Origin of the sequence: Pontibacillus halophilus JSM 076056 = DSM 19796, assembly GCF_000425205.1 — a bacterium.
Lineage (GTDB): Bacteria > Bacillota > Bacilli > Bacillales > BH030062 > Pontibacillus_A > Pontibacillus_A halophilus.
The window spans coordinates 205178-220413 of the sequence record NZ_AULI01000007.1; the positions used below are offsets into that span (position 1 = coordinate 205178).

The 15236-nt window shown below is 44.3% G+C and carries 19 protein-coding genes and 1 pseudogene; 7 read left to right on the forward strand and 13 right to left on the reverse strand.

Annotated features, from left to right (window positions below):
* Positions 1-439 precede the first annotated feature (439 nt).
* Positions 440-1285, reverse strand: a complete 846-nt coding sequence (locus H513_RS0108200) for a M15 family metallopeptidase (protein ID WP_026800310.1) — start codon at positions 1283-1285, stop codon at positions 440-442.
* A gap of 95 nt (positions 1286-1380) precedes the next feature.
* On the opposite strand from H513_RS0108200, the gene H513_RS19835 reads away from it, so the two are divergent.
* Positions 1381-2421 (forward strand): CapA family protein, encoded by a 1041-nt coding sequence (locus tag H513_RS19835; RefSeq protein ID WP_051239796.1) that lies wholly within the window; start codon positions 1381-1383, stop codon positions 2419-2421.
* Positions 2422-2436: 15 nt separating this feature from the next.
* Here H513_RS19835 and H513_RS0108210 read toward each other — a convergent pair whose 3' ends face one another.
* On the reverse strand, positions 2437-2679 hold the full coding sequence (locus H513_RS0108210) for an IDEAL domain-containing protein (protein ID WP_026800311.1): 243 nt from the start codon (positions 2677-2679) through the stop codon (positions 2437-2439).
* A gap of 166 nt (positions 2680-2845) precedes the next feature.
* Here H513_RS0108210 and H513_RS0108215 point away from each other — a divergent pair, with 166 nt between their 5' ends.
* Positions 2846-3292, forward strand: a complete 447-nt coding sequence (locus H513_RS0108215) for a staygreen family protein (protein WP_026800312.1) — start codon at positions 2846-2848, stop codon at positions 3290-3292.
* 45 nt (positions 3293-3337) lie between these two features.
* On the opposite strand, the gene wrbA is transcribed toward H513_RS0108215, so the two are convergent.
* A complete protein-coding gene (gene wrbA / locus H513_RS0108220; RefSeq protein ID WP_026800313.1) occupies positions 3338-3946 on the reverse strand; it encodes an NAD(P)H:quinone oxidoreductase in 609 nt (202 codons plus the stop codon).
* 255 nt (positions 3947-4201) lie between these two features.
* Between wrbA and H513_RS21550 the strand changes: the two genes are divergently transcribed.
* The gene (locus H513_RS21550) at positions 4202-4606 is read left to right on the forward strand and encodes a hypothetical protein (protein ID WP_036769494.1); all 405 of its coding nucleotides are present in this window, start codon (positions 4202-4204) and stop codon (positions 4604-4606) included.
* Positions 4607-4766: 160 nt separating this feature from the next.
* On the opposite strand, the gene H513_RS0108230 is transcribed toward H513_RS21550, so the two are convergent.
* From H513_RS0108230 to modA, 4 genes are read right to left on the reverse strand one after another with little or no spacing between them, the layout of a single operon-like run.
* Positions 4767-5081: an MGMT family protein gene (locus H513_RS0108230; protein WP_026800314.1), complete on the reverse strand. Its 315-nt coding sequence runs from the start codon at positions 5079-5081 to the stop codon at positions 4767-4769.
* 59 nt (positions 5082-5140) lie between these two features.
* A complete protein-coding gene (locus tag H513_RS0108235) occupies positions 5141-5773 on the reverse strand; it encodes an ATP-binding cassette domain-containing protein (RefSeq protein ID WP_026800315.1) in 633 nt (210 codons plus the stop codon).
* A 17-nt stretch (positions 5774-5790) separates the two neighbouring features.
* Complete coding sequence (gene modB / locus H513_RS0108240; RefSeq protein ID WP_026800316.1) at positions 5791-6453, reverse strand: molybdate ABC transporter permease subunit; 663 nt, start codon at positions 6451-6453, stop codon at positions 5791-5793.
* 6 nt (positions 6454-6459) lie between these two features.
* On the reverse strand, positions 6460-7203 hold the full coding sequence (gene modA / locus H513_RS0108245) for a molybdate ABC transporter substrate-binding protein (protein WP_051239798.1): 744 nt from the start codon (positions 7201-7203) through the stop codon (positions 6460-6462).
* 492 nt (positions 7204-7695) lie between these two features.
* On the opposite strand from modA, the gene H513_RS0108250 reads away from it, so the two are divergent.
* Positions 7696-8550 (forward strand): alpha/beta fold hydrolase, encoded by an 855-nt coding sequence (locus H513_RS0108250; protein ID WP_051239800.1) that lies wholly within the window; start codon positions 7696-7698, stop codon positions 8548-8550.
* Positions 8551-8786: 236 nt separating this feature from the next.
* Here the strand turns inward: H513_RS0108250 and H513_RS0108255 are convergent, their stop codons facing one another.
* A complete protein-coding gene (locus H513_RS0108255) occupies positions 8787-9008 on the reverse strand; it encodes a hypothetical protein (protein ID WP_026800319.1) in 222 nt (73 codons plus the stop codon).
* A 240-nt stretch (positions 9009-9248) separates the two neighbouring features.
* Between H513_RS0108255 and H513_RS0108260 the strand changes: the two genes are divergently transcribed.
* On the forward strand, positions 9249-10154 hold the full coding sequence (locus H513_RS0108260) for a cation diffusion facilitator family transporter (protein WP_026800320.1): 906 nt from the start codon (positions 9249-9251) through the stop codon (positions 10152-10154).
* A 43-nt stretch (positions 10155-10197) separates the two neighbouring features.
* Here H513_RS0108260 and H513_RS0108265 read toward each other — a convergent pair whose 3' ends face one another.
* From H513_RS0108265 to H513_RS0108275, 3 genes are all read right to left on the reverse strand, one after another.
* On the reverse strand, positions 10198-10683 hold the full coding sequence (locus H513_RS0108265) for a hypothetical protein (RefSeq protein ID WP_231572081.1): 486 nt from the start codon (positions 10681-10683) through the stop codon (positions 10198-10200).
* 68 nt (positions 10684-10751) lie between these two features.
* Positions 10752-11045 (reverse strand): AzlD domain-containing protein, encoded by a 294-nt coding sequence (locus H513_RS0108270; protein WP_026800322.1) that lies wholly within the window; start codon positions 11043-11045, stop codon positions 10752-10754.
* Positions 11042-11776: an AzlC family ABC transporter permease gene (locus H513_RS0108275; protein WP_026800323.1), complete on the reverse strand. Its 735-nt coding sequence runs from the start codon at positions 11774-11776 to the stop codon at positions 11042-11044. Before H513_RS0108275 ends, H513_RS0108270 begins: the two co-directional genes overlap by 4 nt.
* Positions 11777-11928: 152 nt before the next feature.
* On the opposite strand from H513_RS0108275, the gene H513_RS0108280 reads away from it, so the two are divergent.
* Entirely contained in the window at positions 11929-12504 is a 576-nt protein-coding gene (locus H513_RS0108280; RefSeq protein ID WP_026800324.1) for a GNAT family N-acetyltransferase, read from the forward strand.
* Complete coding sequence (locus H513_RS0108285; RefSeq protein WP_026800325.1) at positions 12497-13162, forward strand: HAD family hydrolase; 666 nt, start codon at positions 12497-12499, stop codon at positions 13160-13162. The genes H513_RS0108280 and H513_RS0108285 overlap by 8 nt, the downstream gene beginning before the upstream one ends.
* 20 nt (positions 13163-13182) lie before the next feature.
* Here the strand turns inward: H513_RS0108285 and H513_RS22265 are convergent.
* Together H513_RS22265 and H513_RS0108290 are read right to left on the reverse strand one after the other, a co-directional pair.
* Positions 13183-13356: pseudogene (locus H513_RS22265) on the reverse strand (transposase); the annotation flags it as partial.
* A 155-nt stretch (positions 13357-13511) separates the two neighbouring features.
* Positions 13512-15122, reverse strand: coding sequence for a long-chain fatty acid--CoA ligase (locus tag H513_RS0108290; protein ID WP_026800326.1), 1611 nt, complete (start codon positions 15120-15122; stop codon positions 13512-13514).
* Positions 15123-15236: the final 114 nt, after the last annotated feature.

Genomic DNA, 15236 nt, shown 5'->3' on the forward strand with positions numbered 1-15236 from the left:
CACTCCTTACATTCGTTGCGAAAACGATTTCATAAATCTATTGTAATCGATTTGTACGTTTCCGGATACCCCCGAATTTGAGAAGATTCTGTCGAATTAGCTTAAAATTTTATAAACCACTCTCACCCTGATTCTTACAGCGAAACATGCCAGCATATCTGCACAAAGAGGTACATCAAATAGGGGCGGGTCTTATTGAATGACGTGAGAGAGGATTCTAAGCTAGCCAGTCAAACGAACCCCTTCTTCATTGTAAACATTGAATTAGGTAGGTATAATAAGTAACAATAACCAATTATTGTAATCTAGTTAGGTTTCACTCGTACACCTTCTAAGAAACATAGTGAATCGTTCACTCTATACCTAACACCATTCTTAGTACTAAATCTTTCTCATAAACAAAAGCCCTTCCCTTTAATTGATAAAGGGAAGGACTCTATTAATCGAGATTATAATATTCTTCAATCGTTACATTGTTCTCATAAATCTCTGTAGCAACTTCTTTCCCTACATAACGAATATGCCAGGGTTCATATTGATAGCCCGTTATTTCACTTTTGCCCTCTGGATACCGAATGATGTACCCATATTCATGGGCATGTTCGGCAAGCCAGCTACCTGGCTCTGTATCGCCAAATTCTTCTGTTAGCTTAAAGGAGAGCTGAGCGACGGTTACATCCATAGATAAACCAGTCTGATGCTCACTTTGACCCGGTTTAGCAGAGAATGTATTTGCTTTCTCTTCCCCGTAAGCTGCAACATTGCTTTCATAAATTGACTTTTGTCTGTCGTAAGAACGGTATCCTGAAGCAGCTACAAGATCGACCCCTTCTTCTTCAGCAGCTTGGAAGAGCTGTTCAAGAGATGTAGCGGCGACTTGGCGCATCTGCCTCTTCGGATGGTCCTCTTCAAAGTAGAACGGGACGTCTGGTTCGACCAAATTTGCCGGTACATAATCTGCCGGTAATTCACGTTGTTTGTTAATTACAGCGGTTATGCTACTCGGGTCTTCAACGACGATAGGTTCTGAAGAGGTAGCAGATTGTTGGTCTTTGTTTCCTGATTGAGATTCAGAGTTATCTGAGAGCGTTTCTTCTGAAGGTTGCTCTTCGTCTTCAACCGAGGCTTCTTCGCCCTGATCAGTTGGTTGTTTCGGTGACTCTTTCTCTGCTGGTTCCGTCTGTTTTTCTGGTGATGTGGTAACGGTTTTGGCTTCCTCGCCTTGACAACCCGTTAAGATGAACACACCTGTTACAACGACGCTATAAATCCATTTCTTATACATGCACGAACCTTCCTTTACTCAATCTCTAAAGATACTATAACACGGTTTAGAAGCAGGAACAAAAAACCAATTCATACTGATAAGGAGTTGTTCCTATGATTGTTTCGTTTTGGATTGTATTACAAGCCCTATTCCCAGCCTTACACCCTGAAGAAGTGGCAATGGTCGTGCATGAGAGCAATGAGCCGGTTACGCTCTCATTCGCAGGTGATGTCATTGCAGAGCAATCCACCGCCTTCACCATTGAATCAAATCCCGCACAACCCTTTACGTATGTGGCTCCTTACTTTGAACGAAGTCATTATTCTGTCGTTAATCTTGAGACCCCCGTGACTCATCGAGGCACTGCCTTCCCTAAGATTTACAACTTCAGGGCTTCTCCTAAACTGTTAGATGGACTTCAACATTCTGGTGTTGACTTAGTCAGTTTAGCGAACAATCATACGCTTGACTATGGGGAGATTGGCTTGAAAGATACATTAGACCAATTGACTCAGAAGAACTTGGCTTATATGGGAGCAGGGGTCAATGAGAGTGCTGCTTACAAAGAACATATCGTGACATTGAAGGGGCGTCGAATTGCTTTCCTCGCGTTCTCACACGTCCTCCCTTCCGTTAGTTGGTATGCAGAACGTAACCAGCCTGGTATCGCAAGTGGCTATCAACTAGACCGAGCTGCCGAACGGGTCCGCGCGGTTCAAGAGCAGAATGACTATGTGATTGTTTATTACCATTGGGGAGAAGAACGAGCGGTTCACTTCAATGAGCGTCAGCAGAATATTGCTCATACGTTAATCGATGAAGGGGCAGATGCAGTCATCGGAGCTCATCCTCATGTGTTGCAAGGTTTTGAGTACTATAAAGGAAAGCCCATCGCCTATTCTCTCGGCAACTTCCTCTTTCCTGACTATGTAGAAGGCAGAACGGCAGAGACTGGCATCTTAACATTAACTTTAGAAGGAAACGAAATCCGCTCTTCCTTTACTCCCTTCGTAATTCAAGATGATGTCATTCATCCGTTATCTAACTCAGAAACTATGAATCAATGTATCTGGTTAGAAACCTTGTCAGAACACATTGATCTCTCTCAAGATGGCGAATCTTGCCTCATTCAACAGGAAAGGAACGGCTCTTGAGCCGTTCCTTTATTATTATTCATACGTATAAGGTTTATATCGTTCACTCAACTCGACAAATCGGTCGCGGTCCCCTTGGTCAATAGCTTCGTTAATCAAAGATTCAAGGTGATTCTTATTCCATGTGTACATCAATTCGTCTAAAACTAGCCTGGATGCAAGGGTGACTTCGTACGGCACTTCTCTTCTAGCATGAATAACCTTTCTCCCATGGAAGGTATACCAACTAAGCGAATAGGACACTTTCTCTTTTTTCATGGGACTTACCCCCTTGTTCCTTTTTTTTATTATATGATAGACAGAGCTAAATTGAAACAATATTCTGAATTTAATGTGTTTATTTTTCTTTTCCCTTGATTTCAAGCCATTAAACAAGTCAACTTGCTTCCCTTCATACACTTAGAGTACGAAGGAGGCGAAAGGGATGGGATTTAATCCAAATGCGGTTTACGTACAGTATCGCCCAGACATCCACCATTTTACACCTTATTTAGAAAGAAAATACACGCTGACTCATTCGGATGAAACGGCGCAGTTGTTTCTAACCGTATCAAAACAGTTTGCTTACGATACTCTGAATCCAGAACGAGACGAGGTGTTCGCTACGTGGATTCCTAACTATGAGGGGGTTGTATTTCAGGGGAGTGTCTTTGTTGGGGATGAATCGATTCCTCGCCAAAGGCAATTCAGGCGCTACACAATCTTTCATAAGGAGATGGAAACGGCACTTAGGTCCATTTTCTACGGAGAAAGATGGCTGCTTCAAGCTTACCCTTTCCTCCTTTATAGTCCAATCCATATCCAGTTCAACAGTAACCTACCATACTACCATCAAAACCTGTTTTTCGGTTATGTATACCAATACGTCTAATGCTACTAAAAAGCAGAGGTGCGAATTGGGCACCCCTGCTACTCATTAAGATTGATGAATTCGTTTCGCAATGTCCACAGTTCGACGAGCCTGATGCTTCACTGCGTCCTCCACATCTTCTTGCATGTCTCCATCTTGGTTAACGGTTACACTCGTTCCATATGGGTTGCCTCCAGATGTGAAAGCGGATTGGTCGGAATAACCTGGTGCAGCCACGATAGCTCCCCAGTGGAACATCGTTGTATATAGATTTAGAATCGTTTGCTCTTGTCCACCGTGAGCATTGCTAGCTGACGCCATGGCACTCACAACCTTGTTCACGAGCTTTCCATTGAACCAAAGGCCGCCGGTCGTATCAAGGAAGGATTTAATCTGGGCGGGTACATTACCGAAGCGGGTAGGCGTACTAAAGATGAATCCATCCGCCCACTCCAGGTCATCGTTCGTTACGATTGGAACATGTTGAGTGGCATCAATGTGAGAACGCCAAGCTGGATTCTGATCAATCGCCTCATCTGGAGCTGTCTCTGCAACGCGCACAAGTCTCACCTCTGCACCTGCTTCTTTCGCAGCCTCTTCGGCCCACTGAGCTAGCTTATAGTTTGTACCTGTTGAACTGTAGTAAATCACTGCAATCTTCGTCAACGCTTCCATCCCCTTTGCCTCACGTATTATGGATACGTGCTACTTATTCCCCTTCACCAACTTGTTCAAAACCATAATTTTCAATTTCGAGATAATTTCGAGCCGCCTAACCTATGTACGAAATGTTTCTTTTACTCGCTTCATCCATACAAGCAGCACACATATTCATAAGATAGCTTACTTAATTTACCGCATCTCATGACAACAACCCGCTCACATTTCGTTCTCGCTCATATATTACGAATGTGAAAGGTGGTGAAACATATGGGATACTACAAGCATCATGACTGGTACGATTACAGTGATATGAAGAAGATGAAGTATGAAATGGAGCAAACGATGTTCCAGCTTCAAAAGCAGCTCCAGAAACAACTTCAATTCCAATATCAAGATCAACACCAGTATCAAGACCAAGACCAAGACCAACGCCAACGCCAATTGCAAGACCAAGACCAAAATCAAAGACAAAATGACTTTGATTACAGCAACTTCGATAACAACGCGAACAACACAATCTACGTGAGCAACGAAGCAACAGCGTCATCTGTTGCAGTCGCTGTCGCTGTCGCAGTTGCGGTTGCTCGTGCCATGAACGGAGACGCATCTGAGGGTGATCTTAGTCAGCTTTCTGAGCTAATCGCTTCTCTTCAAGGCGGAGATAACAACTAATCCACTAGTCAGTTGGCACTACTAGTGTATGCGATAAGAAAGAGCAAGGTGCACGCACCTTGCTCTTTTCTACATAGGTTCTCTCTAATTGGGCTTATGGAGTAGTTGGATGGATGGCCAGGTGAAACGACTTACTTTGTGTTTTCAATCCCTCCCCCATTCAACCTTCCATTTCCGGAGTCCACTGGTAAGTTTCCATGTGGATTTTTCCTTGTTCGCTTACTTCTACACCTTCCGCTTCTAGAGAAAGCTTTTGGTCTAGAAATGCGTCTTCGGATAGGGAGATTTGTCCTTTTGAATTAATGACTCGGTGCCACGGGAGGCCATGCTTTCGACTCATCGAGTGTAACAATCGTGCCACTTGACGTGCGCCGCGCGGACTTCCTGCGAGCTTCGCTAACTGCCCATAAGTAGCCACTTTTCCTTCTGGGATTTTCTTGATTAACGTGATTACTCTTTCTGTAAAAGGCGTCATCCTTACATCGTCCTTTCTTCCCTTAACAGTGTACAAAAGTTAAGCGGAAAGATGAAGAATTAGCATAGTCTTCCTTCCTCCATGTAGATTAGACGGTCCCCGAGTCGTTCTGCCTCTCGGTAATTATGGGTGACAAGTAAAATTGGGATTTGCCAATCTTGTTGAACGCTCTCGAGAAGGCCATATCCTTCTTCCTTGGACCATTCATCAAGAGCAGAAAACGGTTCATCCATCAACAGCACCCGAGGTCGCCTGACTAATGCTCTCGCAACTGCAACCCGTTGCTTCTCTCCACCTGAGATCTCCCTTGGCTTACTCTTACGTAAATGAGAGATGCCAAGCGTTTCTAGTACAGCATCTACGTGATTACGCTGCACAGCACGTTCACTCTTCGTAAGCGCATATTCCACATTTTTCTGAACTGTCATATGAGGAAACAACGCATAATCTTGAAAGATATAGCCAACCCCACGCCTTTGAGGAGGGATAAAGACACGATTGCCATCGTACACGCATTGATCATCTATGGAGATTGTGCCCCCATCAGGCTTTGAAAGACCTGCAATACAATTAAGGAGTGTAGTCTTACCACTACCTGACCTTCCTAATAAAACGACAAGCTCGTGATGGATACGAAGCTGGACGTCTAACTTGAAATGTGAGAGTTGTTTATGTAGATCAATAGATAACACGCCGTGGACTTCCTTTCCTAATTATTATAGGGAGACCCATTCCATTTATTTAAGAAGAAGACAGTACCGAACCCAAGTACAACCATCATTACAACAAAGAGTTCCGCCTGGCTTTGATTTCCCGATTCGACGGAGAAGAAAATCTCTAATGGGAGCGTATTTGTAAGACCCTTCGTGTAGCTCGCGATCATTAAGGTCGCTCCAAATTCACCAAGTGCACGGGCGAAAGTTAAGATGACTCCAGCTAGTAGTCCTGGCCAGGCTAAAGGGAAAGAAACTGTCCAAAACACTTTCCATTTGCCTGCCCCCATCGTGTACGCCGCTCGCTCAAGATTGGCATCATACTGTTGAAAGGCGGTGACCGCACTTTGGAACATAAGAGGAAATGCTACAACACTACTAGCAAGCACAGCCGCATACCACGTAAAGACAATTTGAATACCAAACCACTCGTTCAACAAAGACCCAATGAAGCCTTCTCGACCGAATAGATAGAGCAAGCCAAATCCAATGACCGTAGGAGGAAGGACTAGAGGAAGCATAAAGATGGAACGAATCACCGTCTTCCCAACAAAGGTTCCACGTGCGAATAGCCTTCCAAGAACAGTACCGACGATAAACACAATGATCGTTGAAATAGTGGCTACCCTTAAAGACAACCACACAGGAAAGAGATCCATCCTACATCACCCTCCTTCCTTGAAGCCGTGGGCATGGAAGATCTCCTGTGATTCCTTACTACGTAAATAGGCGAGAAACGCTTCTGCTTCTTCAGAACGCTCACTTAAAGCTACGACTGCTCCGGGATAAACAATTTGACTATATCGCTCTTTCGGAACGACACTCAAGGAAGTTAACCCCTCAAGTGTCATCACATCGCTTCTATAGACAAACCCAGCATCCACGTTTCCTGTCTTTATGTATGAAGCAACCTGTCTAACGTTTTTAGCAAAGACCGCTTTATCTTGTACCGTTTCCCATTGCTCACCCAATGCTTCTTTCGCGTACGTACCTGCTGGAACACTCTCTGGCTCCCCCATTGCGAAAGAATCTACTTTCTTATCCAACAAATCTTGAAAGTTGTACGATTCCCCTTCTTTAGAAGCCACTACAAGTTCATTATAAGCAAGCTCATGATAAGTACTTTCGTCAATAAGACCTTTCTCCATTACAAATTCCATCCATTCAGTGCTCGCAGGGAGAAAGACATCCGCTGGTGCTCCTCTATCAATTTGATGAGCTAACGTTCCGGAAGAGCCATAATTTATCAACAAATCGATTGATGGATGTTCTTGTTCGTATGCTTGTTCCACTTCTTCCATGACATTCGTCAAACTGGATGCGACAGATATCCGAAGCGTTCGTTCTTCCTCTTCAGTCTGACATCCAACTAACAGGAAGATGAGGAGGAATGAAATTGTTTTATACAACGTGTATAGAGCCCCCATCTATCTGAAATTTCATTTATTTTCTTATTATATAGGAAATCTAACTATGAGGTCATGTTCAAACAAACCAGATAAAGGTGTGTAGACATAGTAGGCGCCATCCCTATCCGTCAATTCCAATTGGGGATGTGCTGCTGAAATTGTGATGAGCGCATTTACACTTCTTATTTACGAGCAGATAATTTGTAAGTTTCTCTTTCTAATCCTTTCTCCCCTTTTTTCCTACCCCTCCATAAAGCCCATTTTTATACACAGCTTAGAACTTTCTACATTGATTCCATTACAGGAAGTACCATCCAATGTGCGTTTTCCCCCATATTGGTATGAACCACTTACCACTTCCTACAATTCCCCCCCCTCTAATTGAGTCCTCAATCCTTATAGTCGTTTATTAAAGTCAAGACGTAATTTTTGACATTGTCTTTTAGTGGGGATTAAGCTGAAACATATTAAAAATTTGAGGAGGTAGTAAATATGACAACTCACAATACAATGAGCATAGAAGAATTTAAAGAAAGACAACAAACCGTTATGTTAGAAGGCATCGTAGGAGAACCGGTGAAAGTGAACTATACAGACGTAGGTTCAGGAACACCAATCATTCTCTTGCACGGCATCCCAACTTGGTCTTACTTGTACCAGGACACAATCCAAGAGTTAGAAGAGGATTATCGCGTCATTGCACCAGATCTACTTGGATACGGCTTCTCTGATCAGCGTGATCAGTTTAACCGCTCTCTTAACATACAAGCAGATATGGTGGTTAAGCTTATGGACGAACTAGGATTGGAGAAAGCCAATGTGGTTGCGCATGATATTGGCGGAGGAGTTGGACTCATTCTTGCTCACAATGAACCAGAGCGTGTGAATAAGCTTGTACTTTCAAATGCTGTGGCCTATGATTCTTGGCCAATTCATGACATGCTCGTGATGGGCCACCCGTCTAGAGCGAACGATTCACTCGAAGAAATCGAGAACTTCCTTACAGGTGCGTATAAACAAATGTTCTTCAATAAGGAGAACCTGACTGAGACCTTCTTACAAGGAATTAAGGCACCTTATTTACACGAAGAAGGCAAAGTGAGTCTTGTACGTAATGCTGCAGCCTTAAATACGAACGAAACGACTGCACTTACGCCTACACTTTCCTCTATTCAACAACCTGTTCTTCTTCTATGGGGAGAGAAAGACGTTTGGCAACCGATTGAAACTGCTGAGAAGCTTGAGAACGACCTTCCTAATAGCACCTTAGTAAGAGTTGAAGCTTCCCACTGGACTCCTCAGGATGCTCCAGAAGTGTTCACAGCAGAAATCAAGAAATTTATCTAGTTGTTAGAAATCAATTTCTAACTGTTTAAACCAAGTAAACAAGCAGCGTCTCTTAGGCGCTGCTTGTTCTCTTATTCCTCTAGGAATACACCCTAACGAAGACCCTCTCACTTAAATTCCTCAGTATAAGATCTACACCATAATCCATAAGAAAATCCCCTCCAAGTAGACGGATAGAGCATCTTCACCTATGCTCTAACATGACCTGTCTACCTGAAGAGGATTTCACTCTTTCCTTACATCGCAGCGACTGATTCTTGAACAAGTGGGAACGTCCAATCTGCGTTTCTCCATCCTCGTTCCGATGCGAGCTCTTCAAATGATGTTGCTTCACTAAAATAAAATCGAATAATAGCTTCTTCTACACTTTCTAAATTGGGGTCGAACTGCAAACGAATGGGTTTGGAGAATTTCATTCCCGAAATCGACCCTTCTATGACGACGGTCTCGTTTACCACCAGGCTCCCCCCTTTATCTGTTATGAATACATATGAAATAGAATAAATCCTTAGTATGTACTTACCCTTTCAAACAAAAGTTAATCCTACACTAGACTCCAATTGAAATGTTGGAGACGCTCAACATAATTTAGGATAGACAATACATGTGGGGAGGCGAAGTAATGTTTCTCTAGACCCAGTCAATGTCCATTTGGTACATTAAAGACTGTTCATGGAAACATAAACGGAGGAAACTGAATGAGTGAATATGAAAACATTAAAAAAGGTGAACAAGGTGCTTGGATCAGCATCATCGCCTACCTCGTCTTATCTGTAGCCAAGCTAATCATTGCATACTTTGGATCGTCACAAGCTCTACGCGCAGATGGCTTGAACAACGCAACAGACGTCATCGCTTCCGTTGCCGTTCTTGTCGGACTTAAAATTTCTCGCAAGCCCCCAGATGAAGATCACCACTACGGGCATTTCCGTGCAGAAACCATCGGCTCCTTGATTGCAGCTTTTATCATGGTTACTGTCGGGCTACAAGTGCTCTATGAGACCATCACAAGCCTATTTTCAGGTACGACTGAACAACCACCTTCCATGCTGACCGCCTGGACTGCACTTGGTGCGTCCATTGTGATGTTTGTCGTCTACCGGGTTAACATCCAATTGTCCAAACGGATTAACAGCCGCTCCTTATATGCCGCAGCCCAAGACAATCGCTCGGATGCTCTTGTCAGCATTGGTGCCTTTATCGGAATTGTAGGAGCTCAATTTGGTGCATTTTGGCTCGACCCTATCGCCGGTTTCATTGTTGGACTCATTATATGTAAAACCGCGTATGACATTTTCATTGATTCCTCACACGCGCTTACAGACGGAATTGATGAAGAAATCTTATCTGAAATCAAAACCTCTATGGCGAAAGACTCTGAAGTGATGAAAGTCGACGATGTGAAAGCACGTTTACACGGGAATCGCATGCTAGTGGAAGCCACCATCCATGTAGACCCATCACTGAGCGTACAGCATAGTCATGACATTACCGACCGTCTAGAAGAACAATTATCCAAAGAATTTGAGATCCGTCATACCCACATTCATATCGAACCACATGATGAACAAGACACACAAGAAAATGATGATGAACGTAAATAAGCATAGCCGCTCACCGAATCCATGGATGAGCGAGCTATGCTTATTAATTACAAGAGAAATAAGCAATACGGTTTGTATCGGTGCTGTAATACACCCATCTCCGTTGACTTCTTCTCCATCGATACCCAGCAACTGACCTTCTTCCAATGAAAGTCGGGTAGAACCAAAATGCGCGTCCGTTCTCTAGTCGCACCCATGTATAACGGTAAAGGCACCGATAAAATGAACCTGGGTCTACAGCTTGTAAGCTCGGCTGATTCCCATACCCCCCACCGTCGAAACCGCCAGGCGGTGCATCAGGTGGCGGGGGAAGGTTCGGCGACTGTTGTTGCCCTCCAGGATACCCTCCTTGGAATCCTCCTTGACCAGGAAAGCCCGGATAGCCTCCTTGATTTGGAAAGCCTCCCTGACCAGGATAGCCACCAGGAAAGCCCCCAGTAAATCCTCCCGGTCCCCCTTGGCCAGGTCCGCCCAAACCAGGGAAGAACAATTGGCCAAGCATGCCAAAACCATTTTGACGATAAACCATTTGTCGATCTCCCTCCATCGTGAAGTCTTAATACGATATGCGAGGGCGAATGTACCTGTGACACCTACCTAAAGTAATGTAAGTACGTATACAGTCACAATGGATAGTCCAACGACAACGATGACATTTAACTTAAAGAAAGCCAACAGCGAACCAACTAGGAGTACTGTCCACCCAATCCACGGTTGATCCGGAATAACCGTCAAAATCCCAGGGAAAATCAAGGCCCCGAGCGCCGCATATGGGATAGCTTGAAGCCATCGGTCTACCCAATCTGGAAACTCCCATTTATCTACGACGAATGCTGGCAAGAATCTAGGTACAGCCGTCACAATCGCCATCCCGATAATCATCGTAATCATGAAGATTCACCCTCTTTCTTTAGCAGCCAAATTCCAGTGCTCGCACCGATGATTGTGGCACAGACAATTGCCCAGCCAGCAGGCATTACTTCAGAGAAAGCGAAATTCAAGAACATACTTATTAAAGCAACAATTCCAATTCTCCATTCGGCTCGAACGGAAGGCAGCAACAATCCGATGAACATCGCATAGAGCGCCACTCCCATACTTTGACTTAATGAAGTTGGAATCACATCACCAAGCACTCCCCCAAGAAAGGAACCGCCCACCCACGAAAGATAGCTGACCACAATCATAGCGGCGTAGAACAACATCCCATTCTCCTCTTTGGCTGGCTTCGTATGGAGTGAGGAAACTGCGAACGTCTCATCTGTTAAGCCGAATGACAAAGGAAGTTTCCACTTTAGCGGAGTTCCACGAAGTCGATTCATAAATGAAAAGCTCATCACAAAGTGACGAAAGTTCAACACGAATGTGGCGATGACGATTTCAAGCACCCCGGTACCAGCTGCTACAAGACTCGCAGCCATAAACTGACTGGCACCCGCAAAAACAAGTACACTCATCATCGTTAGTTCAAATATCGATAACCCCGCTTGCCTCGCAAGCACCCCATATGTAATCGCGATGGGTAGGTACCCAATCATAATTGGCAATCCGGCGAAAACGCCACGCCGAATCATAAGGGTTGTCTGTGACACAGTTGAAAAGACTGGTGTATTGGTTTGCATGGATTCCCTCTCTTCCCCTTATCTAGATTGAACAGCTCTTGCCCCTTCCAATTTATCTTAAGCAACTCTATACACACTTCCAATCTTTTCTGTTAATATTAAGAAAATATTAACAATTCTTACTCTAACCTACAATAATCGTGGTGAAAATAATGGCTATTTTTGAACCTATAGTGGTGCAAGACAAAAATGGGTCGCTGTACACGCTGCGTTCTGCTCATCCTAAAGACGGCAAAGACGTGTTGAACTTTACGAAGACGATGCTTCAGGAAGCGGACTATTTAATTACCAAACCAACTGAATATTTAGTCCCTCTTCGTAGGGAGAAACGAATGATTAAACAATTTATGTATGCAAGAGGCCGTTTATTTCTGTTATTGTTCCATGAGACAAGATTAGTAGGCATGCTCGATTTAATGAACAGTTCTAGGAAACGGCTTTCCCACGTAGCTGATATCGGAATGAGCATTGACTCAGCTTATCAGAATCTTGGCCTTGGGCGATTGCTGTTGCAACACGCACGAGCGTGGGCCGAGGCTCATCCAACAATCGAAAAGCTAGCGCTTGAAGTATTCAAGCAGAATGAACAAGCCATACATCTGTATACTTCTCTAGGATTTGTCCAAGAGGGAGAGAAGAAACAAGCCGTGAAGCTCGAGGATGGAACGTATGACAGTCTCATCCAAATGGGCAGAAGCGTTCTGAAAGGAGGTAGACTGGATGAATAAAGCCATCTTTTTTGATTTAGACGGTACTCTCGTCGACCGTGCATCTAGTTTAAAGAAGTTTCTTGAGAACCAGCACAAACGATTTCCACAGTGGTTTCAGAACGTGCCAATCGATGAGTACTACGAGCGATTTATTCATCTTGAAGAAGATGACTATGTCTGGAAGGATAAAGTCTACCAGTCAATTGAACAAGAATATAAATTGCCGCAACGGAGCTGGCAGAAGCTCTTGAGTGACTATGTTCAGCGCTTCTATTATGATTGCCTTCCTTTTCCTGATGTTGTGGAGACTATTCAATATTTCAAAGACAATGGCTACAAAGTTGGGATCGTGACGAATGGAAGAGGCGAATTTCAGTGGCGAAATATTCACGCTCTTAAGCTCCATAGCCTCTGTGATACGATACTAATTTCGGAACTAGAAGGCTATCAGAAGCCTGACCGCCACTTGTTTGAGAAGGCGATGAAAGAAGTTGATACCATGCCTGTGAACAGTATTTTCGTTGGTGACCATGAAGACCATGATATTGCGGGTGCGAAAGAAGTTGGTATGAGCACCGTGCTCGCTGACCATCTACGCAAGAATCCAAAGACAAATAGTGACTACACGATTCATTCTCTTAGAGAACTACAGCATTTATTTACACTCGCCATCTAAAGTGAAAAGGGGTGCACCCCTCAGCTTGTAGAGAAACCCCGTGTTTTCTGACAGCTTTTATTGTGTGAATCGTGCGGGCAGACCGCCGTGAGTAATGCTTGTTCGCGTACCTTTTCTTTTCCGCGCAAGCGACAATAACGCAGCCCGTTCAGTTCTTTTGAATCTGCGAAGCTACATTCAACCGAACTTATTCTTTGGAGTCATCCCACACATAGCAGGTAATGATTTCTTAGTTATAACTAGAATAACAAATCAACGCAGGGGTCTAATGAAGATCAGAAAAATAAATAAAGGTTGCCGAGACTTCCTCGGCAACCTGTGGAGTGCCCATAAAGGGCACTCCTTTCTGTTAACGTAGGGTAAGCGTATCTTCTACTTGCTTACGCAAAGCTCGTTTTAAGAATTTCCCAACCGATGTTTTTGGAATTTCCTCCATAAAGAGAACCTCATCTGGCAGCCACCACTTCGCAAATTGCGGTCGTAGAAAGTCGTAGATGTCTTCTTTCTTTGTTTGACGCCCTTCCTTCAACACTACACAAGCGACAGGACGTTCCTGCCACTCAGGGTGAGGCAAGGCAACAACAGCCGCTTCAAAGACGTCTTCGTGTGCCATCAGCGCATTTTCAAGGTCTACAGAGGAAATCCATTCTCCCCCACTCTTTATAAGGTCCTTCGTTCGGTCAACGATCTTAATAAATCCTTCTTCATCAATCGTCACGACATCCCCAGTATGAAGCCATCCATCTTGAAATGCCTCGCTTGAGCGTTCGTCGTCCAAATACTCACTCGCAATCCAGTTCCCTCTTAGCAACAGTTCTCCCATCTCTTTACCATCCCAAGCCACTTCACCATTCTGCCCGACAACTTTCAAATCAATGAGCGGGACAGGCGTACCTTGCTTTGCCCGGATATCTAGTCGCTCTTCATTGCTTAAGTCGGTCTGATAGCTCTTCAGTCGAGATACGGTTACCATCGGTGTCGTTTCGGTCATGCCATACGCATGAAGGAACGGAATTCCATACTTCTCTTCAAACGTCTTAATCATTCCTTTAGGTGCAGCCGAACCACCACACACAACTGCGCGAAGACTGCTCGTGTCAAAGTCACCCGTCTCAAATTCCTTCAGCAACCCAAGCCAAATGGTCGGAACCCCAGCCGTTGTGGTGACCTTATATTCCTCAATCAATTCTGCTAGCAATTTAGGAGTAAATCGTGGACCTGGCATCACTTGAGTGGACCCAAACCACGTCGCCCCATACGGCATACCCCATGCGTTGACGTGAAACATAGGAACAACCGGCATACTCACATCTGCCTCAGACACCCCACATCCATCAGCTAGACCTAATGCCATCGCATGTAGCACGGTCCCTCTGTGGTTGTATAGGACACCCTTTGGATTTCCTGTCGTAGCAGAGGTATAACACAACCCAGCGGCATCATTTTCATCCAAGTCTTTACGGAATTCGTATTCCGGGTTCCCTGTTTCAAGTAGCCGCTCGTAATGATACACAGGCGATAGTGTGGTTTCAGGCACCTCTTCATCATCCGTCATAATGACAAATGCTTTAACGTTAGAGATTTCACCTTTGACTGCTTCAATAAGCGGAAGTACATCTTCGTCAATGAGAAGCACTTGGTCTTCAGCATGATTAATAATGTACGCCACATGCTTTGGAGAAAGTCGAAGGTTAATGGTGTGCAAGACCCCTCCCATTCCAGGTATGCCGAAATAAGCTTCTAAGTGACGGTGATGGTTCCAAGCTACTGTTCCTACTTTCTCGCCCCTTTGCACGCCGAGCTGTTCAAGAGCACTTGAAAGCCTGCGAGTACGTTGGCCGATCTCCTTGTAGGACAATCGCTGGATTTTCTTTTGTGTACGTGAAATGACTTCTTTGTTCGGAAAATACTTTTCTGCACGTTCCAACATATCGGACACGAGCAAAGGGATATTCATCATTCTTCTCAAACCTCCAGTTATGGTAGAATGGTCCCAAATCATAAGGAAGCGCTTACATCATACATGATAATAACTAGGTCCTTCTCATCTATTTTCACAAAGGTGAGGAACATT